Annotated in this window: 20 protein-coding genes; 4 read left to right on the top strand and 16 right to left on the bottom strand. The window is 54.4% G+C overall.

The features are described from left to right. Positions 1-29 precede the first annotated feature (29 nt). Both ABJZ52_RS06690 and ABJZ52_RS06685 read right to left on the bottom strand, forming a co-directional pair. Entirely contained in the window at positions 30-1,196 is a 1,167-nt protein-coding gene (locus ABJZ52_RS06690) for a glycosyltransferase family 4 protein (protein WP_348189386.1), read from the bottom strand. Beyond that, positions 1,193-2,278: a polysaccharide deacetylase family protein gene (locus tag ABJZ52_RS06685; RefSeq protein WP_348189388.1), complete on the bottom strand. Its 1,086-nt coding sequence runs from the start codon at positions 2,276-2,278 to the stop codon at positions 1,193-1,195. The genes ABJZ52_RS06690 and ABJZ52_RS06685 overlap by 4 nt, the downstream gene beginning before the upstream one ends. A 284-nt stretch (positions 2,279-2,562) precedes the next feature. On the opposite strand from ABJZ52_RS06685, the gene ABJZ52_RS06680 reads away from it, so the two are divergent. From ABJZ52_RS06680 to ABJZ52_RS06670, 3 genes are read left to right on the top strand one after another with little or no spacing between them, the layout of a single operon-like run. Next, on the top strand, positions 2,563-3,774 hold the full coding sequence (locus ABJZ52_RS06680; protein WP_348189390.1) for a glycosyltransferase: 1,212 nt from the start codon (positions 2,563-2,565) through the stop codon (positions 3,772-3,774). A gap of 6 nt (positions 3,775-3,780) precedes the next feature. Next, positions 3,781-5,133: an oligosaccharide flippase family protein gene (locus tag ABJZ52_RS06675; protein ID WP_348189392.1), complete on the top strand. Its 1,353-nt coding sequence runs from the start codon at positions 3,781-3,783 to the stop codon at positions 5,131-5,133. Positions 5,134-5,184: 51 nt separating this feature from the next. Next, entirely contained in the window at positions 5,185-6,939 is a 1,755-nt protein-coding gene (locus tag ABJZ52_RS06670; protein WP_348189394.1) for an alpha/beta fold hydrolase, read from the top strand. Between the two features lie 2 nt (positions 6,940-6,941). Here ABJZ52_RS06670 and ABJZ52_RS06665 read toward each other — a convergent pair whose 3' ends face one another. The 10 genes from ABJZ52_RS06665 to ABJZ52_RS06620 form a co-directional block, all read right to left on the bottom strand. Continuing rightward, positions 6,942-9,428 carry a glycoside hydrolase family 2 protein gene (locus tag ABJZ52_RS06665; protein ID WP_348189396.1) on the bottom strand — a complete coding sequence of 829 codons (2,487 nt, stop codon included), beginning with the start codon at positions 9,426-9,428 and terminating at the stop codon, positions 6,942-6,944. A gap of 2 nt (positions 9,429-9,430) precedes the next feature. Next, positions 9,431-10,429, bottom strand: coding sequence for a DUF1839 family protein (locus ABJZ52_RS06660; RefSeq protein ID WP_348189398.1), 999 nt, complete (start codon positions 10,427-10,429; stop codon positions 9,431-9,433). 16 nt (positions 10,430-10,445) lie between these two features. Beyond that, the gene (locus ABJZ52_RS06655) at positions 10,446-11,354 is read right to left on the bottom strand and encodes an amino acid--[acyl-carrier-protein] ligase (RefSeq protein ID WP_348189400.1); all 909 of its coding nucleotides are present in this window, start codon (positions 11,352-11,354) and stop codon (positions 10,446-10,448) included. 5 nt (positions 11,355-11,359) lie between these two features. After that, a complete protein-coding gene (locus tag ABJZ52_RS06650) occupies positions 11,360-12,541 on the bottom strand; it encodes an acyl-CoA dehydrogenase family protein (RefSeq protein ID WP_348189402.1) in 1,182 nt (393 codons plus the stop codon). Between the two features lies 1 nt (position 12,542). Continuing rightward, positions 12,543-12,794, bottom strand: coding sequence for an acyl carrier protein (locus ABJZ52_RS06645; RefSeq protein WP_348189404.1), 252 nt, complete (start codon positions 12,792-12,794; stop codon positions 12,543-12,545). A 260-nt stretch (positions 12,795-13,054) separates the two neighbouring features. After that, entirely contained in the window at positions 13,055-13,585 is a 531-nt protein-coding gene (locus ABJZ52_RS06640; RefSeq protein ID WP_348189406.1) for a cytochrome b, read from the bottom strand. Between the two features lie 72 nt (positions 13,586-13,657). After that, on the bottom strand, positions 13,658-14,464 hold the full coding sequence (locus ABJZ52_RS06635; RefSeq protein WP_348189408.1) for a class I SAM-dependent methyltransferase: 807 nt from the start codon (positions 14,462-14,464) through the stop codon (positions 13,658-13,660). Beyond that, entirely contained in the window at positions 14,461-15,531 is a 1,071-nt protein-coding gene (locus ABJZ52_RS06630) for a glycosyltransferase family 4 protein (protein WP_348189410.1), read from the bottom strand. The genes ABJZ52_RS06635 and ABJZ52_RS06630 overlap by 4 nt, the downstream gene beginning before the upstream one ends. Continuing rightward, complete coding sequence (locus ABJZ52_RS06625; RefSeq protein WP_348189412.1) at positions 15,531-15,932, bottom strand: 6-carboxytetrahydropterin synthase; 402 nt, start codon at positions 15,930-15,932, stop codon at positions 15,531-15,533. The genes ABJZ52_RS06630 and ABJZ52_RS06625 overlap by 1 nt, the downstream gene beginning before the upstream one ends. 26 nt (positions 15,933-15,958) lie before the next feature. Next, positions 15,959-16,924 (bottom strand): zinc-binding alcohol dehydrogenase, encoded by a 966-nt coding sequence (locus tag ABJZ52_RS06620; protein WP_348189414.1) that lies wholly within the window; start codon positions 16,922-16,924, stop codon positions 15,959-15,961. A gap of 118 nt (positions 16,925-17,042) precedes the next feature. Here ABJZ52_RS06620 and mdoH point away from each other — a divergent pair, with 118 nt between their 5' ends. After that, positions 17,043-18,881: a glucans biosynthesis glucosyltransferase MdoH gene (gene mdoH, locus ABJZ52_RS06615; RefSeq protein ID WP_348199885.1), complete on the top strand. Its 1,839-nt coding sequence runs from the start codon at positions 17,043-17,045 to the stop codon at positions 18,879-18,881. A 67-nt stretch (positions 18,882-18,948) separates the two neighbouring features. Here the strand turns inward: mdoH and ptsN are convergent, their stop codons facing one another. From ptsN to lptB, 4 genes are all read right to left on the bottom strand, one after another. Continuing rightward, positions 18,949-19,416: a PTS IIA-like nitrogen regulatory protein PtsN gene (ptsN, locus tag ABJZ52_RS06610; RefSeq protein WP_348189416.1), complete on the bottom strand. Its 468-nt coding sequence runs from the start codon at positions 19,414-19,416 to the stop codon at positions 18,949-18,951. A 66-nt stretch (positions 19,417-19,482) separates the two neighbouring features. After that, positions 19,483-20,070 carry a ribosome-associated translation inhibitor RaiA gene (gene raiA / locus ABJZ52_RS06605; RefSeq protein WP_348189418.1) on the bottom strand — a complete coding sequence of 196 codons (588 nt, stop codon included), beginning with the start codon at positions 20,068-20,070 and terminating at the stop codon, positions 19,483-19,485. A 278-nt stretch (positions 20,071-20,348) separates the two neighbouring features. Then, positions 20,349-21,896, bottom strand: a complete 1,548-nt coding sequence (gene rpoN, locus ABJZ52_RS06600) for an RNA polymerase factor sigma-54 (protein WP_348189420.1) — start codon at positions 21,894-21,896, stop codon at positions 20,349-20,351. A 67-nt stretch (positions 21,897-21,963) separates the two neighbouring features. Beyond that, the gene (lptB, locus tag ABJZ52_RS06595; RefSeq protein ID WP_348189422.1) at positions 21,964-22,749 is read right to left on the bottom strand and encodes an LPS export ABC transporter ATP-binding protein; all 786 of its coding nucleotides are present in this window, start codon (positions 22,747-22,749) and stop codon (positions 21,964-21,966) included. Between the last annotated feature and the right edge of the window lie 52 nt (positions 22,750-22,801).

Raw genomic sequence — 22,801 nt, 5'->3', positions numbered from 1 at the left:
CAGTGATGCCTTTCGATCCAATGGAAGCTTTAACTCGAGCTCGAAGAAGTGGGTACCAGAGCACGTCCATAGAGCGCATCATACCGAGCGATGGTTTGATCCCAAGAGTGCTGTTGCGCCGAGACTATTGCAGATTGCCTCGCTCGCCCCGGATCAACACTCAGTTCACTCCAGGCGTTCTCGACATTGCCAGCAACAGCTGCTGCGTCAGTGAAATCAACCAGACGAACGCTCGGATGTTTTTCAGAAAGCGATTGAAAGGCTGAATTGGGTTGAACGATTGGCAGCAGCCCGGCGCTCAAGGCTTCAATCATGGCAATGCCAAAGCCCTCATATTCGGACGCGCTGACGAAAAAACTGCAAAGCCCTATCAAGTCCCTCAGACCTTGATCAGAAAGGCCAACGTGGACAAAGGCCTGACCCTCAAGCCCCCGAGCCTGTATCATCTCCTGTATATCTGAAACACTCCAATCTGATGGCCCTCCAACGATATCAAGTTTCCAGTCACAGTCCTGACTACGCAACTCAACCAATGCGTCCAGCACCAAATCAATGCGTTTGTTCTGCGAGAACCTTCCAAGCGTCAGAAGTCGTTTTTGCGGTCTGAGCGAGGCAGCACCAGCGAACTTGTCCAGATCAACTCCATTTTCGATCATCTCGGTATGGCCGGGCGCAAGAGGCCGGAAAAGTTCAAAGTCGCTGTCACTACAACACGCGATGGCATCATATCGACTCGCAGAAAAACGCGTCACGCTATTGAACCAAATCTTTTTCAGAAAAGAATGCTTGGCAGTGTGAAAGAACCCCCCATGCGTCGTCGCGATCAGCCTGCGTTTTTTTACAAGCGAAGACAGTGCAAATGCATCAAAGAAGAAGTCGATCGCATGGACGTGAATGAGGTCGACGTCCGAGATCTCCTGAAAAACGGAGGGGGCAAATGGGTAGCGTGAACTACCACTGTAAGGGACCCGGACAACATCGATGCCATCAATCGTTTCGTGTTGCGGCAGATGTTGATCGGGGTGAGTAAACAATCGATCAAGAGTCACCACACGAACGTCGCGAAATCGACCGATCTGGCGAGACGCCATATTCTTCACAAAGTCCTCCAACCCGCCAATCATTGGCGCATATTGGCGAACGATGTGAACGAGGCGAACGTCGGAAAAATCAGACCTCGGCTTTTCTGAAGTCACGATAAAGGCCGCGCGTTCACGATTGGTGAGCCGAATTTCGATGCAAGTGCCCGGAAAACGCCATTTGCGCCACACGCGACCTGTGCGTTGCCATCCTCAGTATTTTCTCCGTCCTGCCGTGGCAAAAGAAACGGATCCATCACGTGATCCGGGAACAGGCATCCAGCTTCGGTGGTCATAGCCGTTTCAAAACCCAAACTTTTTGCAATCAGCGCTTCTCGCGTACCAGATATCGAGGGAGCCCCATATGGGTAAGCGAAATGCTTCACCTGCCGTTGCAGCTTTTCTTCCAAATACGCCTTGTTGTCACCGATGTCGCTCATCACCTCATCATCAGTTAGATAAGACAAGGCGCGGTGCGTGGTCGTATGAGCGCCGATCTCGATCAGAGGATTTTGGTCAATTTTGATCATTTCCTCTTCCGTCATCGCAAACTCATCCACAATATCGGGTAGCGAAACATTTGTGCTCGTAAACACGCTACCAAGCTGCTCAACGCGACTAAAGTCGTCCCAAACCCAAGCGACAACCTGCCTTAATGCGGCAATCTTCGATGCAAGATCAGCAACTTCAAATGTCACGCCCATCGGGTCGAAAGACACCTGGTCATTGTCGATAAACATCTGTCGAAGCCCCAGCCACCAAGCGTTGATCGATCTTGACATCATTTCGGTCGGAACAAAGATGGTTGCTGGTGCGTCAAATTTTTCCATGATTGGCAAAGCCAATTCAAGGTTTGAGCGATATCCATCATCAAATGTAAGGACAGCAAATGGCCGTGACAGAGGATCCTTCAATCTGAGCATCGCTTCGGACAACGTCACGATGTCGCGCCCCTGACTGACCAGTGTCCGCAACGCGGCTTCAAAATCCGAAACACGGCAGCCCTGGTCCAAAAGGGCTTCGGGCTCATGCGTGAACTCGTGAAACATCAGGATAACACCACGGCCGCCGTATTTCCGACCGATCAAATTTGCAAATCCACTCGCGTTGAGAAAACGCAACGCATTGTTCTTAATTTCTCGCTTTGCCTGCTGGACGCCTGTTATTGACGGCGTAATTGTCGGGTTTCCTTCAGTCATCGAAACTACCTTAAATAACAATCCCAATGTTGATCCGACAAAGTTCTTATTGTCATATTTTTCGAGGCTAATTCAGTAGCCTCATCCCCGCATCCCATGCCTGCGTCTCGGTAAAAAATACAATCCAAGTCTAAAGAAATGCTTCCAAACATGTCTCTTGGGTAGCTATGCGAAGTTCGGCCCGGCTTTGTGCTTTCTCTTTCCAATCATTCACTGCTTGAACATTCCAGAAAGTATTTTCTGCTATCTGAAGCGTCGCAGTTCGATAGCAGAAAGCCTTCCTCATGCGCATTCTAATGCCGTGTGCCGCATTTCCTCCCTTCGCGGATGGGGGCGGACCCATCTCTTCGTTTATCATCGCAAAAATGCTCGTTGCCGAGGGTCATGACTTGCTGGTGGTCAATGTGGGCGATGACGACACGCACGAAGTTTATGAAGGAATTCCAGTCCATCGGATTCACTCCCAAAACATCTATTGGAACTATTATACGCCAAGGCCCGCTTGGAAGAAGATGGTTTGGCATGCTTTGGAAAACGGCAACCCCAAGGCATATCTTACGATGAAACAGGAAATTTCATCGTTTCGGCCAGACGTGGTTATTACGATCAGTATCGAGAACACCAATGTCGCGACATGGGCGGCAGCGCATGCTTTAGGTGTCCCTGTCGTCCATATAACTTTCAGTACATTTCTTATGTGCTGGAACGCGACCATGCGGAAAAACGATCATAACTGCGTGCAGCAATGCATCGGTTGTAAAGTTACCTCGATTGGCAAGAAATTTCTCTCTCGTTTCGTCGATGGCGTCATCGGAGAGTCCGAGGATATAATCCGGCGCCACACAGAAGAGGGCTACTTCGCCAATGCAGTTACTCAAAGGATCCCTGCCGCGATAAGTAAAGTCCAAACGACCAAGCCAAGAAACTTCCCCAAGACACGCCCTTTCAGGGTTGGGTTTCTAGGCGTTCACACTCGTTTCAAGGGCCTGGAAACACTCGCGCAGGCCGCACAGTTACTGCCCGAAGATTTACACGTCGAGTTCGTTATCGCTGGCACGGGACACGGTGCATTTGCAGAACAGGTGCGAGACCAATTTCCCGCACATAAAACCAAGTTTGCGGGGTGGGTGAACCCTGAAGCCTTTCTCCAAGATGTAGACCTTCTCATCTATCCGACCATCGGCCGGGAGGCCTTTGGTCGTGCTTCCATTGAGGCATTCGCACATGCTGTTCCTGTTGTTTCGACAGACATAGGTGGAGTGGCCGAGAACATCAAAGAAGGCTTCAATGGCTTCAGCTTCAGGGCCGGCGATCCCATCAGCCTGAAAGACGCGATCTTGAAGATTGCCGCTTCGGAGCAGCTATACGAAGACCTTTCAAAAGGTGCACTCGCTTCCGCGTCGGAATACCTGCAACCCAGCCTAGGTCGTATGTACACGCGCTTCCTTGATCGCGTCTGTGCCCAACACCAACAACCAGAAACGGCAGAGAGCTGATCTCGCGTGAATATTCTTGAAAAAATTTTCGAGGCCAAGACAAACATCTATCGCCTAATCTGGTCACTGGGCAGCCGTTTGGGAAGCACTGTCCTGAGCTTCTTGGTGCTATATGCGGCCAGTCACGCCCTCAGCACTGAAGAATACGGCCTCTACATCTTCCTGTTTTCTGTTGGAAGCTCGCTCGGACTTATCTTGGTTTTCGGACAGCACATACTTTTGGTGAAACACTACCGGGTCGGTGGACATCAAAAAGGACTTACCAACCAGGACGTTTTGCTCGCCAACGCGACTTGGCTCGGCGTGGGCTGCGGACTGCAATTGGCAGCAGCCCTCGTGGTTTATGTATTTTCAGACAACCTCCCGAACCCGTATTGCTATCTGCCGGTCGCTTTGCTGTTCGGTGCCATTTTCACCTTGAGCGAGTATCTACAAAACTATTTTCGAATTCACGGCCAGATCGCTCTCGCGCTCGCACCTCGCGAAAACATTTGGCGAACGTTGTGTGCCGTATTGCTTCCGACGCTTGCGTATGGCGGCTACCTTACCACCGGCGCTCAAGCAGCCGGTCTCGTAACCTTCCTGCTTGCATTGATGATCGTCTATCAAATCGCCCGATTTGCAAACGCCGAAGGGCTCTGGTTCCTGCTCCCTGATGCCCGTTCGAAAAATGCGATCGACTGGCGGAAATGGAACATCGAAACCTTCTATTTTACGTCAAATAATTTCTTCAATTCGGCTGCCAGTTATCTGGAAACAATCTTGATCGGACTGGTTCTGAGTCTGGAGGCCGCCGCATTCTATTTCGTGGCCTATCGAATATCGATGCTACTCACGCTGCCTGTTCTCGCGATCGACACTGTTGGAGTTCCGTTGATTGCCGCACGCTTTCAAAATGACGACAAGACCGGCGCGCAATATGTAACCGCCTTGTTGTCAGCCGGGAGCTTTGCTTGCGCCTTGATTGGCGCCATTTTCCTCTACTTTACTGGTGAATTCATTCTTCACCAGTTTGATCAATCCTTCCCCCAGAATTTCAATGTTCTGCTCGTCCTAAGTTTAGGGTCGATCATTCATGCATTCTTTGGGCCGGGCACCTGGCTAACTATGATCGGCGGCGGCGAGAGATATATTTTGGGCGCCCGCGCTATCGTTTTCATTTTCTACCTCGGACTGCTTGTTCTCCTGGGACATTGGTTCGGCCTGGTCGGAATCGCTATTGCGAGTATTTCCCAGCTGACAGCCGTTCACCTGATCGCTCGCAGATGGGCGATACGCAGATGGAGTGTAGACAACATGGCAACAGCCATCTTCAAAACACTCGGATCAATGCGCCACCAGACCAATGGCGGTTCGTGATCCCTGACATTTAAAACAATACCTTTTTATCGAAAGAAGGCGCCCCCACAGATGAATAGCGGCCTCCCCTACCCTCCTCTAGAAGTTGTCCGGCTAGACGACACGACTGCAGTCGTCCATGGCGCCTCTGGGTCAACCGGGGTCATTCTCTGCAACGACTGGGGATATGAGGGCCTCTGCGCTCACCGCACGCTCGGAGTTCTGGCAGATGGGCTCGCGGCAGACGGATACCCATCACTTCGTTTCGACTATCCAGGTTTAGGAAACTCATCGGCCGACGCGGTCGATGTCCAATGCCTCGCTGAACACGAAAAAATCATTTTTTCGGCAGCCAACTCTCTCGCCAACTCACGAGGGGTAGAAAACCTCATTCTCATTGGAATTGGCTATGGCGCGCTATTGGCTGCAAAAATAGCGCAGCAGCTCCCCCTGCCCTTGGCAGCTTCAGTGCTATTTGCACCACCAGCAAACGGGCGTGGGTACCTAAGAGAACTGCAGCTCCGCGCATCAATGATCGCGGAGGTCACCCGGGTCAAGCCAGACACCCAAAAAGGTGCATCTCTAAACGTCGCAGGTCTGTCGATGGCCGATAGTTTGGCCACAGAAATCAAAAACCTCAAACTAAGCCCGACGTCCATCCCTTCTGACGTGCCGGTTTTTATTTTTCCACGTCCAGGCCGTGTGAAGGAAACTGAAATTGCCGAGGACTTCATGTCTCGCGAGACACAAAGCGAGACCTCGATTTTTATGGGGTACGACGCGTTGATGACGGACCCGACCGCTGCAGTAACTCCCGATGAGGAGATACAGAAAGCACGGTCCTGGATAAAGAGTGTTGCACCTCCAAGCACTACGCCACAAACAACATGCTCTGAACCTGACTGTGTTCTCGAAAATCCATCGTTCTCGGAAACCACCGTCATTTTCGGACCAGAGAACAACCTGGTCGGAACGTGGTGCTGCCCGAAGGGTCCTCAAAAAGGGGTTCCCATTCTATTTTTGAGCGCTGGAGGCACTCCACGCGCGGGGTGGGCGCGTAACACTACCGATGGGGCCAGATGGCTGGCCGCTGCTGGAGTCCCATCATTCAGGATAGATTGCGCGGATATAGGAGACAGCCGCCCGGCCAGAAACGGGCCAGAGATTGTCCATTATAACGTGTCTCAACTCGCTGATCTCACCGCCGCACTCGACCATCTTGCGACCAAAAGCATCAAAAGTGTTGTCACTGCAGGCACTTGTAGCGGCGCTTATCTGGCTTTGCGTGGCGCTATCGCCGACGAGCGAATTGCGGACGTGGTTGCCGTTAATCTTCAGCGTTTTCTATGGGACCCAAGAGACGACGTCGCGAACGCACTTAAGTTCGACCACACAAGCACCAGTGACTACGGCCGAAAGTTCTTTTCACCAGAAAAGCTCCTCAAGCTGTTGTCTGGCCGTGTCGCAGTTTTACCGCTTGCAAAGTTTCTCGGGAAACGACTTCTCAAAAAAGCAGAATATGCCACTGCGCCATTCACGTTCGGGCTTTCACCCTATTCACGTATCTTTGCGCAAGTGCATAGAGAACTGGATCAACTCGTAAAACGCGGGGTCGGCATCGAACTGCTTTTTAGCGTGGGAGATCCCGGACTTACCCATGTTCACAATATGCTCGGCAAGTCCATGGAAAGATCAGAACACTATCCGACAATGCAGATCACAATGATCGAAAATGCCGATCACAATCTGACCAGCCACAAGTCCCAACAAATCTATCTAGAGACGCTCGCAAACACCTCGAAGCGCGGATACCGGCAAGACAGCTGAGTTCACGTCGCGGAATGTGCTACGGGAGCCACCCGACCCAAGTTATAAATCATTCCACTGGGCTTGGCGGCCGGGTCAGCGGATTGGTTTCGCGCAAGATGGATCACCTTGTGCGTATTGGGTCCCAGGTGAAACCAGTTTTCACTTGGGCGAAAATTCTCGTCACGCAAATGGACCGACGGGAGAAACTTGTCGGCGGTCAAACTGAGAACCCACAAGTCGTCGGTTACGCGCTGCAACTCAAATTCGAGTTGCGCCAGCCATTGCCTCGTTTCAAATCCACCAGGAAGATGAAACGCCTCGGCCACAATCTCCTCGCTCTCGGGATCAGTCAGGCGTGCGACTGTGACGTCATGGGCTGGTGGACCGAACCGGTAGGCGTAGGTGGTGTCGAAAAACGCGCCGAAGAGATCGGTTGCTGCAAGTTCCTGATTGCTGTGAGCGGGAAGCGTCATCTCGCGCTGACCCGACACCACAGGCGTTGCTCCGTCCCTAAGACACGTCACGGTCAAAAGAAGGTCGCGGGACTGATCCATGTCGTTGATCACATGGACTGCCAGCCCATTTGTGCCTTCGTCGGTCAGGTTGACGGTGACAGGTCTGAATGCTCGTTTCAGGGCATAATACGACGGCTTCGGCACGCCCGTTGAGTCGACAAGACCCCATCCCGCGCCTGGCATCAAATCCTGATAGGTCCAGACAAGAGCCCCCTTGCAGGTGGATCGAGCACGGCGCCACTCCGCAAATGTCGTCTCCATGATCTCGCCGGTCAATGCACGCGACAGGTCCAAGTACCGCTCCGGATCGCAGTAGCGTAGCTCTGCCGGGTCGACGCCATAGTGCGCCTTGAGATAATGATCGCGCACATCCTCAAAGTCCCAACCGGCGCCGCGATCACGAGGTATACGCTCTTTCCAGCGAGGGTCATGTCCCGGTTTGACGGGCAAGTGCTTCTCGAGTGTCGTGGCCTCAGGTACGTTCGAAAAGGCCAGGCACTCAGCCGTGAAACGCACTTCTGCGCGCCGCGCATCTTCAAGTGGACGCTGATAAGCGCCGACACCGTAATAGTGAGCAATGCCCTCATTCGCCGAGAACGGCAGCGCGCCTTCGCAGGGCGAGTTTTCGACATAGTGCACATCTGCACGAAGCTCGGCAGCGATGTTAGCGAGGATCTCAGTGCACAAGGTCCCTTTCCAGCGTTCCTCGGGCAACCCCATCATGGCGCCTTGCTGGTAAATCTCGCTGCCCCCACACAGTACACCCAGGGACGGACAGCCCTGCGACCGCAAGAGCTGCTGCCGGGCCTCGGCGCGGACACTTTCGACAAATGCCTCGTCTTTGACAGGATAGTCGTAGTTGGCGAATTGAAAATCCTGCCAGATCAGAATGCCAAGCTCGTCACAGAGCTCAAAAAAGGCGCGTGACTCATAGACCATGGTCCCGCCGATGCGGAGCATGTTCATGCCCGCATCGCGTGCGAGTTCCAGCAGATGCCGGTAGCTTTTTGTTTCGCCCGACAAATTCAAGAGATCTGCTGACGTCCAGACTGCACCGCGACAGAAGACCGGTACACCGTTGACGACAAGGCCGAAGCCTTTGCCGTCGTCACCTCGATCGACCGCAATGTGCCGGAAACCTGTCTTCCCGAGATCAATTTTCTCGCCGCCAACATCAATGTAGACTGCATGCAAAGCCGGCTCACCATGGGTATGCGGCATCCAGGGAGCGACGTCTGGCAAAAGCAACTCGCCCTGAAATCGACCGCTGGAGGTCTGCGTCAGCGGCATTTTTTTGCCCGCGCAGTGAAGGTGCACCTCGCTCGTAGCGCTTGCCAATGCCAAATCGACGGACAGAACGCCACGACCAGCATCATTGAGGCTTGCTGTCATTCGCAGGTCCTCGGCGCGAAGGTCGCTTCGTTCGATCAGGCTGATCGGCCTCCAGGGGCCGACAGCATGGATCTCGGGACACCAGCCCGGCATATGGCCCAGCAGCGTCGTCCTGACCAACCGCAGTCCTTGGGAGGTCGCCAGTTGAGGACGCCAGCGGGCGCGAGGCCCTTTGCGCTCAAGGTGAGGTGCCAGGGCGCGGAAGCAGATCGCAAGCTCATGCTTTCCCGACAGATCGACTTCGACCGTCTGTCGGAGAAACATGTTGTCCGAACATGCGATCTGAACGCCATCCAGATAGATCTCGGCAATCGTCGCAAGACCGTCGAAAACCAACTCACGCTTGCCCGGCGTCTCAACCGCAAGCGGCACGGCGTACCAGGCATCCTTGTCGTGCAGCGGAGACGGTTTTTCCGGATCATAGAGACCCGCGGTGGCCAAGGCTCCAGCAACGGTCCCCGGAACGCTGGCGTCAACCCAGCCTGATGATCCCGCAAGAGCGGACGCATCCCGATAGGAATTCGCATCCGTCAACAGAAGGCGCCAATCCTCGGTAAGTTCGACGACCCGGTCGCCGGATACAGACAGGGCCAAGGACATCCTCAGGCTGCTTCACAGCTGGGCTTGGCAAAACGATCGTCAAGGGAAGCGATCAGCTCATTCCATGCCGCTATGGCGGGGTCAAGAGAAGGTTGAAGCTTGTCGAACTTCTTGCGCATGACGGCACGTGCCAGTTGAAACTGGACTGTTTTGCAGGTCGAAGAGATACGACGCGCAGCATCTGCAGGCACAGCCAGGCTCTCAACACCATTGCAACCGAGCCAATCAAGATGAGCTGAGAAAAGCTCAAAATTGGCCCCCAGCTGGCGCAGCGTATTGAACGCATACAGATGGAAAAACTCGAAGGGGCGCTCGGCGACCTCCTCCACCTGGCGCGGGAAGACCTCGGCAAAAGCAGCAACCGGATTGTGCTTGGGGCGCTTTGCCAGATAGGCCGCGAGAAGCGCTTGAGACCGTTCAACCAGCTTTGACATGTCCATGTTTGCCTCGGGCAGCTTCACGAACTCGGTATAGGGCAGAAACGGCAAGTCGCGCGTATGGCCGTCACGCTGAAAAACGCCGTCAAAGTCCTCACCTTCGAGGTGATGAAGTCCAAGGCCGTGGAAATAGTCCATCGTCCGGTTTTCAATGTCGAGCCGGTTGATCGCAATCGTCGTCTTGCCGTGAGACTGATGGTATCCGACACCTTGCGTATCGGGGAGGAAGTAGCTGTCGACCTCAACAAGTGAGAGGCGACCGCGGCTGATCTGCGTCAGCACGTGAGTCTCGACCCGATCGTAAATGGCAAGCTCCGTGACCCTGAGGTCATAGAGGCTTTCCAGATCCTCAAGCGGCACCTTGAAAAAAGTGAACTGATCGCCCTCGAAATCCTGCATCAAGGAATAGGCTAAACAGGCTTCCGGCGGCAGACCGAGCGCAGGCAGAACCTCAAGCCAGACATCAAGATAACAATTTGTCTCCGGCCAATCTCGCTCGGCAGAATGCAACGCATGACGAACATAGGAGGTCGGATCCAGATCAGGAAAGATCTTGTCTGCCATAGTGTCCCCTCGCCGCTCAGCCCCAAAGGGCAGAGCGCACGCTATCTGGCCATGTGTTCACATCGAAACCGTGATGGCGGAAAAGCGCCAGCGCAAGGCGCTCAAGGCCGAACCCGACACAGGCTGTATAGGCAGGTGAGCCGTCAGCTTGCTGGATGTTCCAGGCCTTGCCGAAGTTATCCATGTGATAATTGAAACTCATGCAGGCAGTCGGATTTGCGCCTGAGTTGACTGGAATCACGAGTTCAAACTTCAACTCCTGCTCACGTTGGCTCGCGCCCATCATCCGACCTACACGGCCAAAGAACGGATCGTTCGCGACCTCAACTTCATGAGGCAGCTCAAGAATTCTCATCATCTCCTGGCCGCGCTGCTTCCAGGTTTCCCGAAACTCAATCGTTTGTTCTTCGGTGCCAACACGAACGTATTCGCGCTGACGGAACATCTGCATCCGGGTGGGTTCCTTGGATGGCTCATTGCGGAAGCAGTAGGATTGAAGAGCGACATAGGCTCCAGCTTCCGGCAAACGCCCACGACGTGCGAGGATCGGATACAATGGATAACAAGCCGCCGGCGTTAGCGCGACATCGGTCTTTTTCTGATGTTCCGACCAGTCCTCATCAGAGGCCATGCATTGAATCAGACTCATGTGGTCTTGATCGCAGCCGCAAAATGCATGAACTGTGCCTGCCAGCTGCGGGAAATTCTTCATATACCCACTGGTTTCAAAATCGGTAAGCGGCATTCCGGGAGGAAATGCCATCGCCTCGGAAATTTCATCCTTGCCGAAGCTCAGCGCAAACTCTTCAAATCGCGAAATGACATCTTCGAAGGCAGCACTGCGCGCATAGAGACCATCAACACCGCTGTCGTGCAGAATACCCTGGTTGAAAAGCTGATCGAGAAACGAAACCTGAGCGTCCATCTGATCTATCCTAAAAGGCTGGTGTCTTGTTTATTGATCAAGAGCATTGTCGACGTATTACCGAGAATGCGATCGTTCGAAATCATCAGCTGCGCAGAATGTGCGTCGCGCAGATGACGGCCAAGGCTGAAGGGGGTTCCGTTCTTATAAGCGGCAATTCCGCAAATCAGCATGCAGTGATTGATGATCGTCAAGATCATTTGAGACGTACCGACCTTGATATTGTTCATGGCGACAGAGAAACTCATTGCATTCAAAGCATCTGCATTGCCCTTGGCCTCCTCGAACTGCTTCAAGCCCGCGACCACATTCGCTTTGACCTGCTGCAGGAGGTTCGACGCTTCTGCCAGTCGCAGCGCCCCTGGAGGTGTCTGGCCGGGGGACTTGCGGGCAGCCGCCTTGACGAATGCTTGAGATCGCGCCACCGCATCAGCTGCGATGCCATACCAAAGCGCACCCCACAGCAGGTGCGAGACCGCAAGCATGGATTGAGCAGCAATTTCAGCAAATGGCTTTGGCAGTATTTGCTCGGCAGGTGCCTCTGCCTTGAAGACGTAACCGTCTGAACAGGTCCCGCGCATGCCAAGCGTATCCCAGACGGATGTACGCTCAAGTGTGTATTGATCCTTCAGGAACAACGTCGCGATCTGGTCAGAATGTGGTGCCTCGGCATTACGCCGCGAGGTCACGATGATAGCGTCTGCCATCGCACCGTAGGATATAACGGTCGCATTCTTTTCAAGTCGTGCCGTTTCACCATCGAGATCGACGGCACAGATGGAATTGCGAAGGTTTCCGCCGATCCCGGCTTCACTTGTCGCCGACGCGATCAGAAGCTGCTCATCGCAGATCTGCTTGAGAAATGCCTCATGCCATGCGCTGCCCACGGCGTAGTCGGCGAGGCTCGCAATCTGGATCTGATGCATGGCGAAGGTCATTGCGGTCGAAGCGCAGGCTTGGCCAAGGATCGCACATAGATCGGCGATCTCGGTCATGCTGGCAGCTTCGCCGCCAAGCTCCGGACGAATCATGACACCCATGAGACGCTCAGTCTTCAGAGCTTCCATGCCCTCACGCGGAAAGCGGCCCTCGGCATCAACGCGGTCCGCAAATTCTGCGGCCACCTTCGCCGCGCGACGAGCGCGCTCCGCGAGGGTCATGGCCGAAACCGGGCCTGCAATATTCATCTCAAGCGACCTGGCGATCTTCAGTGATTTGAGAAAGCGCGTCAGCGATGGATGCAATCGAAGAGAATGACTTTCGATTGAGCAGGTTCTCGGGGAATTCGACGTCAAACTCTTCCTCAAGTGCCAGCATCAACTGCACCGATGCGAAGGAAGACAGTCCGGCTTCATAAAGATCATCGGCATCGGCCAGTTTGTCCACCGAGAGAGGAAGACCGCCGTGTTTGGACAGCAATTCGCGGATCTTAGAATTCATGATGCTATTCCCTGTCATTTAGCCTCCCCGCAATTGAGAGGCCGTTCGTGTTCCCTAGGGAGAACTTACTATGACAGAATAGATAAACTCAGCTTAAAGTGATTGGTTAATATTTCTATAAATTTAAAATTCAATTCTTTTACATTAACAAAAACTAAAAAATACTTACTACAACTTCAATTCAACGAACCACCCCAGTCAACTAACTTAATCACCAACCAAGATACCGTAATTCTCGCCAAACGAGCCTGCCATTGGTTTCAAAGCATTCTCTGAAGAACGCCGTCCCGCTTGATCATTCCGTGGAACAAGGCAGCCCCGATGTGCACCGTGACAACAACCGCAAAGGCAAGTCCGAGAACTTCGTGTATCGGGAAAAGCTGATCCGCCAGGGCACGATCCTTTGCCACCAGGGCAGGCAGCGTGAACAGGCCAAAAACCTCAATCGCCGCGCCATAGGCAGACGTCGCCACCCAGCCAACCAGCGGGTTTAGAATCAGAAAGATATAGAGAAAAGCGTGGGTCGCTTTTGCCGCCATGCGCTGCCAAAGCGGGATTGTCTCCGGCAGCGGTGCCGGGTGCGATCCAAGACGAAAAACCAGCCGGACCAACGTCAAAACGAGAAGTACAAAACCAACTGAGCGGTGATAGTCAAACAACGTGTTCTGCAGAGATCCGCCATCGATACGGATCATCACGATGCCTGCAGGCACCATGGTCAGAACGAGCACAACCGTCAGCCAATGAAATAGCCTCGACAGCTTACTGTAGCGCGTATCACTTCCAGACATCCTACTTCCTCTCCAACGCCAACCTAGAGCTGGCTATGGCCCCTGTCCAGAAACAAGACAACCACTCCGGCCCTACGCACGGGCCGGAAACGCAACCAGGTCTTGATGGCCAACGGTGACAGAGAGGTGTCCAACTTCAATTTCGCCAAAGCGGCGCGTTTGCCAGCGGGCGAGTTGTTCGGGGTCCAACCCCATCTCGGAAGCTGCTTCGATCCATCCTGCCAACAATGCCTTTTGGAACGCAGCGCTGTTATGACCGGCAACCCAATCAGACGCTCCAGTGACAACTTCGTAACCGGCTTGCCTGAACAGATTGGCCGCAGCATTCCAAGCAAATGGACCGAGTGCAGCGCCAAACCCCTTGTCCGTCCTTTGATGCGTATTCATCGCCTGGCGAATTGCATCATCGAGCGGATCGACAGGTTCGCAAGACGCCCTGCCATCATATGACAGACTTGCGAGGAACGGTTTATTTGCCTCAGTGACCATTTTGACAAGCTTCAGCAGGAACTCTTCGGTCACAAGATCCAGAAAGGCCGACGTCGTGATCGCATCGACGGTATCCCAGGGCAAATCAACAAGATCACGAGCGAGATCCGCGACCTCGATATGAATGTTCACTCCGGACGTTTCCGAGAATCGCTCTTTTGCAAGATCGAGAAGACGCGGGTCGTTGTCGACCAGGGTCCAATTCTGGAAGCTGGAGAGCTTTCCAGACATAGCTGACACGGTTGATCCAGCGCCGCTACCAAGGTCCAGCACGTGAACCGTATGATCGGTGCGCAAGGCAGCGCGGAAGGCATCTTCAACCTGCGGGTTACGGGCCATCAAGTCAAAGGGCTCGCGAAGAGCAAGCCAATCTGCGGAGAAGCCACTCATGAGTCGAGCTCCAAGACCCCGGCGAACGCTATTGCCGCGTCGTCCCATGTCGGCAGGGCCTTGCTACTAGCCCAAGCCGCCATGCCTAGTTTCTTGCGTTCGTCAGCGTTTTTCAGAAGTTTCTCCAACGCGCCTCGAAGTTGGCCGACATCCTCGACCCCACAGTAAATTGCACCATCTCTCGCCAGAGTTTCCTCGACAGCCCCCGCACCGCTGCCAATCACGGGCAGCCCATGGGACAGAGCCTCAGTGAACGCCATGCCGTAGCCTTCATAGCGGCTCGCAAGGACAAAAACGTCAGCAGCCGCGTACAACCTGGAAAGCTTGGCTGCGTCGACGGCACCATGAAAACTCACGTGATCAACAAGCGAGAGTTTCCGAAGTTGTGCCAAGAGCTGCGAAAAGCAGCCCTCGTCGCGGCTTGTATCTCCGACAACGTTCAGGTGCCAATCATACGCCCTGAGGTCTGACAGAGCCTCAAAGAGGAGGTCGTATCCTTTTCGATGGACGATCGTGCCGACGGACAACAGGCAAACCTGCCCTTCATCTCGATACACATTCTCCCGCGAACGATCGGTGCCAGGCTCGACCACGTGCAGGCGATCCTCTGGGACCTTGAAGAGATCGCGAACCTGAACTCCTGTCGCGGAGCTCGTTACAATGACGCGACGTGCGAAATTCAAAGCTGCTCTTTCGCTCTCCTCAAGTGCGTTGGCCGTTGCAGCGTCAATGCCATTTTCCTTACACAAAGGGTGATGAACCAATGCGATCAGCTCAACTTTTTCCGATGCGCTCGCAGCAGCTTCCGCCAACACACCAAACGCTAACCCGTCAACGATGACGCGCGAGCCTTGGGGCAAACTGTTCAGGCGCCGACCGGCCTTTTCTATTGTTTCACCTGTTGGAGATGGGAAACCGTCACCAAGCTGGACCAGCTCAACGTCCCAGCCGGCATCGCGCAGGCCAGTAATGATCCGCCGGTCATAGCCGTATCCACCAGTCGGGGTGTCCAAGTCACCTGGATAGGCGAAATAGACCAGCCGGCCATGCCTGTCATGTTCAGGCATCAGGAAACAGGCGCTTCATACCAGGCACGGGCAACATGAGATTCGGAAATGGTAATTCTCAAGCAGTCTAGCTCGGCACCAACACGTCCGAGGCGACCTTCGCGCGCTGCGTTGGCAAGGTGATCGTGAATGTGTTTGGTCAGGAACTCGGTTGTTGTGTTGATGCCCTCAAATTCGGGCAGGTCATCGAGGTTCTTGTAGTTCAGCGGCCCAAGAACTTCCTTTAAAGCCTCGTGCGCGCGCCCGATGTCAATGACAACACCATTGCTATCGAGCTCTTTCGACATGAAGGCTGCGTCAATCACAAATGTGGCACCGTGCAGTGCCTGCGCTGGCCCGAAAAGCTCACCCTTGAAGGAATGAGCGATCATGACGTGATCTCTAACTTCGACTGCAAACATTGGCTTTGAATTTCCTTGGTTTTAGCTCACGAGTAGACCAGCACTGGCGCAAGCGCGTCTAACTGACCAGTCAATATTTCGGGAAGACGGTTTGGTGCTTCTTCAAACGGTATACGGTGACTGATGAGAAGATCCAGCGCGGGATCCTTTAAAAGCGAGAGGGCAACGCCCAGACGGCGGCCGTAGTTCCACCTCACCTGCCGCGCAACGGGAATGGTCCCGACCTGGCTGGACTTGAGGTTCAATCTGCGCACATGAAAGTCAGCGCCTAGCGGCACGGAAACGGGCGTTGCACCGTACCAGCTCATCTCGACAACCGTCGCACCATCGCCGGCTGCTTTCAACGCCGTTTCCAATCCCGTGGCCTGCGCGCTCGTATGAAAAACCAGATCCTGATCGGCCGGTGCGTCTTCGGGCTTGGCGAAGCCGAAACCCAGTTTCCCTGCAACGACAGCACGTGCGTCGTTGATGTCCACCAGCGTCACCTTTGTCGCCGGAATTTTTGCCGCCAGATACGCCGTCAGCAGGCCGACTACGCCGCCTCCGACCACGCAGATGTGATCCCCAGGTGAAGGCAATCCATCCCATAAAGCATTGAGAGCAGTCTCCATATTGGCTGCGAGGACTGCCCGTTCTGCCGGAACCCCATTAGGCAGAATGTGCAATTCGTTCAGTGAGGCATTGAAGTGCGTTTGATGTGGAAACAGACCAAAGACGAATTCGCCAACATGTTGACGAGGCCCTGCCTCGACCTGGCCGACGCAAGCGTATCCATATTTGACTGGAAACGGGAACTCTCCATCTTGATGCGGCGCGCGCATACGGAGCCACTCGCTTTCAGGAATTTCCCCCCGGAAAACCAACCCCTCGGTTCCCCGGCTAACCGCGCTGTTGATCGCGCGAACACGGAGCTGTCCCGTCGCAAGCTGCGGCAACTCCTCAGCGCGAACTTCGCAGGTTTCCTTCGCGCCATACCACAGCGCTCTAGCCATACTGTTTCTTTTTTCGGTCATGAAATCACCGCAGGGTTGAACTACGTCACTGGACGATCCGTAAGCACCGTTGACAATTGCACTATTGCGAAGCAATCCGGTTTTGAAAGTCACATTTATGCGTGATGTATCTGAAATGCAGCTTCAAAACTCAAGAGTATTGACCATGACCCGTCGTCGGCTCGTCTTTGCAGGGTTGATCATCGCCAGCTTCTTCGCTCTCGCGAGCCTGATGGCTGTGACCCTGGCGACAGGCGACCTCGGCCTTCTCAAGGGCATCATGGTCACATGTTTCCTGTTGACCCTTCCCTGGACCATCATAGGTTTCTGGAACGCCGTCATCGGCTTGCTCACCATGCGCCTGGCAAAGGATCCAGCAGCCTATGTCTGTCCGATTGCAACCGGTGACACCGATGCAGCGCTGACGTCGCGGACGGCAATCCTTTCCTGCATTCGCGATGAAGACGCCGAACTGCTTGAGACCCGTCTCAACGCAATGTTAGCCAGCTTGCTCCGCTCAGGCGAAGCCAAGTCCTTCTCGCTCTTCATCCTCAGCGACACATCACGTGATGACATCGCCCTGCAAGAGCAGGCAATGGCTGCCCGCCTTACGGGAAGCTGGGGTTCAGACATTCCCGTAACTTATCGCAGACGGGCAGTTAATACCGGTTTCAAGGCTGGTAATATCGAAGATTTCTGCGAGAGATGGGGTGGTGACTACGACTTCGCTCTTGTTCTGGATGCCGACAGTTACATGTCCGCAGACGCAGTCCTCGGTCTTGTACGACGTATGGAATTGAACCCTCGCCTGGGCATCCTGCAAAGTTTGGTCGTCGGCCTTCCCACCGAAAGCGCGTTTGCGCGCGTGTTCCAGTTCGGAATGCGCCTTGGCATGCGGTCCTACACCATCGGCAGCGCCTGGTGGCAGGGCGATTGCGGCCCATATTGGGGGCATAATGCGCTCTTGCGCATCAAGCCCTTCATCGAGCACTGCAAGCTGCCGATTTTGCCAGGCAATGGACCGCTGAGTGGCGCCATTCTGTCCCACGACCAGGTCGAAGCGGTCCTGATGCGCCGCGCCGGCTATGAGGTTCGCGTATTGCCGCAAGAAGGCGGCAGCTACGAGGAGAACCCGCCACACCTGCTTGAGTTTATCCGTCGGGATTTGCGCTGGTGCCAAGGCAACTTCCAGTATCGGCGCTTATTGACCATGCCAGGCCTCTTGCCAATCAGTCGTGTTCAGCTCTTCCTGGCGATGCTGATGTTCATCGGGTCACCTGCGTGGATCGGCTTCATGGTGAGCGCCGGGCTTGCTGGCGTCGCAGCAGGTGAGGCACCGCTGTTTCGCGCCGATACCGGCTACTTGCTCTTTATCACCATCATGACGATGGTGTTTGCACCAAAGCTTGCCACCGTCGCTGACATTCTCGCGCAAAAAGACCTTCGCAAAGGCTTTGGCGGCACCTTCCGCGTCCTAGCGAGTGCCCTGACAGAAATCGTTTATTCCTCGATGCTCGCACCAATCATGGCAATGGCACACACGCTGTTCATTGGCGGTCTGGCTCTTGGAAAGACCATAGGCTGGGGTGCGCAAGGTCGTGAGGTCGAACAGCTCCCGCTTGGGCTCTCGGCATCGAAACTTTGGCCACAAACCCTGTTTGGCGTGCTCGCCATCGCCTGGATTGCGACGCAACCACTTGCGACAGTTTGGCCCGTGATCCCGATTGCTCTGGGGCCACTGCTTGCCGTTCCATTTGCGGTATTGTCCTCAAGCCCTTCCGTCGGTCTGATGGCGATCAAGTCGACATTCTGGCGAATTCCGGAAGAAACAACGCCACGAGCAGAGCTTTCAGCACTCTCGCTCCGGGCTCTTGTGGAAGGGCCGAAAGACCTCTCTGACGATGCAAATGGTACGCGACTTCCACCGCAAAGAGAGCCGGCGCGCGTGAAAGCGTAAAACGCGGCAGAAACGAAAAAACCGGCACAAAGCCGGTTTTCATGTCATCTCAGAAAGGTTCAGCCGGTCAAGCAGCGTTGGATGACGCAATTGACTGGGTGAGCAGATCATAGATCGCTTCTGGGTCACTTGAGCTGCGGATGCCTTTTGTGACCGCCGCGTCCCGAAGCTGTCTTGCGATTCGGGCAAGCGCCTTGAGATGATCGGCACCAGCCCCTTCAGGCGCCAGAAGCAGAAACACCAAATCAACCGGCTCGTCATCCAGAGCATCAAAGTCTACAGGCTTGTCGAGCCGCGCAAACAATCCAACGAGACGATCCAGGCGAGTCAGCTTGCCATGTGGGATCGCAATGCCATTGCCAACACCGGTCGACCCGAGACGCTCGCGCTGAAGCAGCGTATCGAAGACTTCACGCTCGGAAAGCCCTGTCAACTCAGCTGCTTTCGCAGACATTTCCTGAATAGCCTGCTTTTTGCTTTTGGCTTTTAGTCCGGCGATTACCGCCTCTTTTGTCAGAAGATCACCAAGATCCATTTCAAATGCCTACAAGTGCGTCAGCGCCAGCTCTGGAGGGGAGCCGGCGCCAACTCATGGTAATTTTTATTCGGCAGCCTGCTGAGCCACCAAGGCCGGATCAATCCAGCCAATATTGCCGTCTGAACGACGATAGACGACATTTACGCCGCCGTTTGCTGCATTTTTGAACAGAACGACTGGCGTTTCCGTCAGATCCAGCTCCATCACAGCCATGCCAACTGTCATCGTTTTGACCTTCGCCGAGGTCTCGGCAATTACCAGCGGATTGAAATCTGCTGGCAATTCTTCCTCGTCCTCGGTCGAGGCAAGCACATAGGAAGCCGCCTCGAAAGCTTCGCGACCATTGCTGTTGTGACCGTGATGGTCCTTCAGCTTTCGCTTGTATCGCCGCAGCCTCTTTTCAATCTTGTCCGCCGCCTGATCAAAACTCTGCCGCGGCTCCTGGTCCTGAGCCGACACCTGCAGAACAGTGCCAGTATCCAAATGCAGAGTGCATTCCGACTTGAACCCGGTACCTTCCCGGCTCAACGTCACATGACCGTTGTAGCCGCCGGCAAAATACTTGGTAAGCGCATCCTCAATTCGGTCTGTGACATGGGTCCGCAGCGCGTCACCAACATCAACATTTTTTCCCGAAATCCGCAAAGTCATGGGGACCTCTTATTCTCGTTTGGACCAAAAGGCCGTCGACCAAAGGCCGACGCTTGAAACGGGTCACGTTTCAAGCCAACAGAATGGACCAGTCAGCGCGGAAGCGCCATCCCCTCGTCACCTACACTTGCGGCGCGTCGTATACGCACCCGCATCGCTGCTGTCAATTGCGGTCGGTCTGAAATGACACGCGCCAGTATCGCATAATCTGCCTGCATTCCCCTGCGAAAAGAGGCGAGTGCTAAAGACGGTCATAATTTGTCTTTTATTTTAGATAGTTAGCTACGGGCACGCTTCTCCCGCCGCCTTTGAACTGATGATGGAATTTTCATCGCTTCACGGTATTTGGCAACGGTCCGCCGCGCAATATCCACGCCATCGTCCTTTAAGTTTTTAACAATCGTATCGTCAGAAAGAATGGCAGACGGCGATTCTGCGTCGATCATCTGCCTGATTTTATGCCGGACAGACTCGGCGGAATGAGCATCGCCACCAACTGTGGCCGAGATGGCAGATGAGAAGAAATACTTGAGCTCATAGATACCACGCGGTGTTGCCATGTACTTGTTGGACGTGACCCGGCTAATGGTGGACTCATGCATTCCAATTGCATCCGCGATGGTTTTCAGGTTCAGCGGCCGCAGATGTTCAATGCCGTAGGTCAGGAACCCGTCTTGTTGTCGAACAATTTCTGTCGACACCTTGAGCACCGTTTTCGCGCGTTGATCGAGGCTCTTCACGAGCCAGTTTGCCGTCTGCAGGCAATCCGTAAGGTATTCCTTCTCAACCTCGTTCCGGGCGTTGCGCGTGATCGTTGCGTAATAGGTCTGATTGACCAAGACCTTCGGCAAGGTGTCTGTGTTCAGCTCCACTGACCAGGTTCCATCCGGCGAACGCCTGATCAGGACATCGGGAACCATCGGTTGAACCAACGATGAACCAAAGACGCTGCCGGGCTTTGGATCCAGCGCCTTGATTTCCGCGATCATCTCGGCCAGATCTTCGTCATCCACGCTGCAAACGCGCCGCAGAGCGACATAATCGTGCTTGGCGAGAAGCTCAATGTTCTCAATCAAGACTTCCATCGCAGGGTCGAACCGATTGCGATCAATCAGTTGCAATTTCAGACACTCGGCAAGACCTCTGGCGAAAACGCCTGCAGGCTCGAACGTTTGCAAGACAGCGAGTGTGCTTTCCACTCTCTCGAGCGAGACACCCAGCTGCAGGGCCGCCTCTTCAAGATCAAGAAAAAGATACCCATTTTCGTCCAGAGAATTGATCAGATGACCGGCAATCAACTTGTCTGCCGGCTCTGAAAAAACCAGGTGCATCTGGTCTTCCAGCGAGGAAACAAGCGACTCCTCCTCCGCGACGAACGCTTCAAGATTGTAGTCTTCACCCGCGGAGCTAGTGGAGGTGTTCTTGTAACTGTCGCCGCCCTTTAGCGCGGCAGGGTCTGGAGAGGACGGTACGCCTGGCTCATCTGGAAATACATTGCCGAGATCTGTATCGAGGCGCGTCGCAATCGCTTCGGACCCGGTTTCCAACTGGCTCTCCATCCAGTCACCAGCTTGAGGCTCATCGCCCGCCGTAGCAGGTTCCCCTTGCGCAGGCCGATCATCGGATGCCGGAGCGTCCCCAATCTCGCTGGAGACATTGGACTCGCTGTCTCCCTTTTCAAGAAGCGGATTTCTCTCAAGTTCTGCGTCGACGTAGGCGACCAGATCAAGGTTCGACATTTGCAACAGCTTGATCGCCTGCATCAGCTGCGGCGTCATGATCAGCGACTGGCTTTGCCGCATCTCCAGCTTTGTTGTAATTGCCATCTAGTCCGGGGTCTTCTCTAAGCGTGGTTGGTCCGCTTCTTGCTATACCCTATCCCCGGTGTTGTCATCAAAGTGTAAATTGCTCGCCCAGGTACAAACGGCGCACGTCCGGATTGGCTACAATATCGTTCGGCAGGCCTTCGGTAAGAACTTCACCCGCAGCAATAATATAGGCCCTGTCAATGAGACCCAGGGTTTCCCTGACGTTGTGATCCGTAATCAGAACGCCGATCCCCCGCTCGGTCAGATGACGAACGAGTTGCTGGATATCGCCAACCGCAATCGGATCAATGCCCGCGAATGGCTCATCCAGCAGCATGAAAGAGGGTCGGCTGGCCAGCGCCCGAGCGATCTCGACGCGTCGCCGTTCCCCCCCGGACAGTGCGATAGAGGGCGATTTGCGCAGATGAGTAAGCCCGAACTCTGCCAGCAATTCGTCCAGATCTTCATTGCGCTTGCGCCGATCGGGCTCGATCACTTCCAGCACGGCGCGAATGTTCTCTTCGACCGTGAGCCCGCGGAAAATCGACGCTTCCTGGGGCAGGTATCCGATCCCCAGTCGCGCACGCCGATACATGGGCAGGCGCGTGATATCGAAGCCATTGAGAGCGATCGCGCCCTGATCCGGACGGATCAGGCCCGTAATCATGTAGAAAGTGGTGGTTTTGCCCGCCCCATTGGGTCCAAGGAGACCGACAGCCTCACCCGGTTTGACCTCAAGGCTCACATATTTGACAACTTGGCGGCGACCATAAGTCTTGCCAATACCATCGACGACGAGCGAGCCCGGCTCCTGGGCACTTTCATCACCGGATTTGGGTTTACCTGAAGAGGCAAAGGGGAAGAGTTTCACCAATTGAATTCCATTATTGGCTATTTCCGGCGAGATCCCGCAACCTCAACGG

The sequence above is a fragment of the Roseibium sp. genome, assembly GCF_039982295.1.
Lineage (GTDB): Bacteria > Pseudomonadota > Alphaproteobacteria > Rhizobiales > Stappiaceae > Roseibium.
This window is presented reverse-complemented; position numbering and strand designations above follow the sequence as displayed.

Coding starts and splice junctions, on each gene's coding strand:
- ABJZ52_RS06685 (WP_348189388.1), bottom strand. CDS start 2,278: ATGACTGAAGGAAACCCGACAATTACGCCGTCAATAACAGGCGTCCAG.
- ptsN (WP_348189416.1), bottom strand. CDS start 19,416: ATGGATCTTGGTGATCTTCTGACAAAAGAGGCGGTAATCGCCGGACTA.
- ABJZ52_RS06665 (WP_348189396.1), bottom strand. CDS start 9,428: ATGTCCTTGGCCCTGTCTGTATCCGGCGACCGGGTCGTCGAACTTACC.
- ABJZ52_RS06625 (WP_348189412.1), bottom strand. CDS start 15,932: ATGTTTGCAGTCGAAGTTAGAGATCACGTCATGATCGCTCATTCCTTC.
- ABJZ52_RS06660 (WP_348189398.1), bottom strand. CDS start 10,429: ATGGCAGACAAGATCTTTCCTGATCTGGATCCGACCTCCTATGTTCGT.
- rpoN (WP_348189420.1), bottom strand. CDS start 21,896: ATGGCAATTACAACAAAGCTGGAGATGCGGCAAAGCCAGTCGCTGATC.
- ABJZ52_RS06620 (WP_348189414.1), bottom strand. CDS start 16,924: ATGGCTAGAGCGCTGTGGTATGGCGCGAAGGAAACCTGCGAAGTTCGC.
- ABJZ52_RS06650 (WP_348189402.1), bottom strand. CDS start 12,541: ATGAATATTGCAGGCCCGGTTTCGGCCATGACCCTCGCGGAGCGCGCT.
- ABJZ52_RS06635 (WP_348189408.1), bottom strand. CDS start 14,464: ATGAGTGGCTTCTCCGCAGATTGGCTTGCTCTTCGCGAGCCCTTTGAC.
- ABJZ52_RS06655 (WP_348189400.1), bottom strand. CDS start 11,354: ATGGACGCTCAGGTTTCGTTTCTCGATCAGCTTTTCAACCAGGGTATT.
- ABJZ52_RS06680 (WP_348189390.1), top strand. CDS start 2,563: ATGCGCATTCTAATGCCGTGTGCCGCATTTCCTCCCTTCGCGGATGGG.
- ABJZ52_RS06645 (WP_348189404.1), bottom strand. CDS start 12,794: ATGAATTCTAAGATCCGCGAATTGCTGTCCAAACACGGCGGTCTTCCT.
- ABJZ52_RS06630 (WP_348189410.1), bottom strand. CDS start 15,531: ATGCCTGAACATGACAGGCATGGCCGGCTGGTCTATTTCGCCTATCCA.
- ABJZ52_RS06640 (WP_348189406.1), bottom strand. CDS start 13,585: ATGTCTGGAAGTGATACGCGCTACAGTAAGCTGTCGAGGCTATTTCAT.
- mdoH (WP_348199885.1), top strand. CDS start 17,043: ATGCGTGATGTATCTGAAATGCAGCTTCAAAACTCAAGAGTATTGACC.
- raiA (WP_348189418.1), bottom strand. CDS start 20,070: ATGACTTTGCGGATTTCGGGAAAAAATGTTGATGTTGGTGACGCGCTG.
- ABJZ52_RS06670 (WP_348189394.1), top strand. CDS start 5,185: ATGAATAGCGGCCTCCCCTACCCTCCTCTAGAAGTTGTCCGGCTAGAC.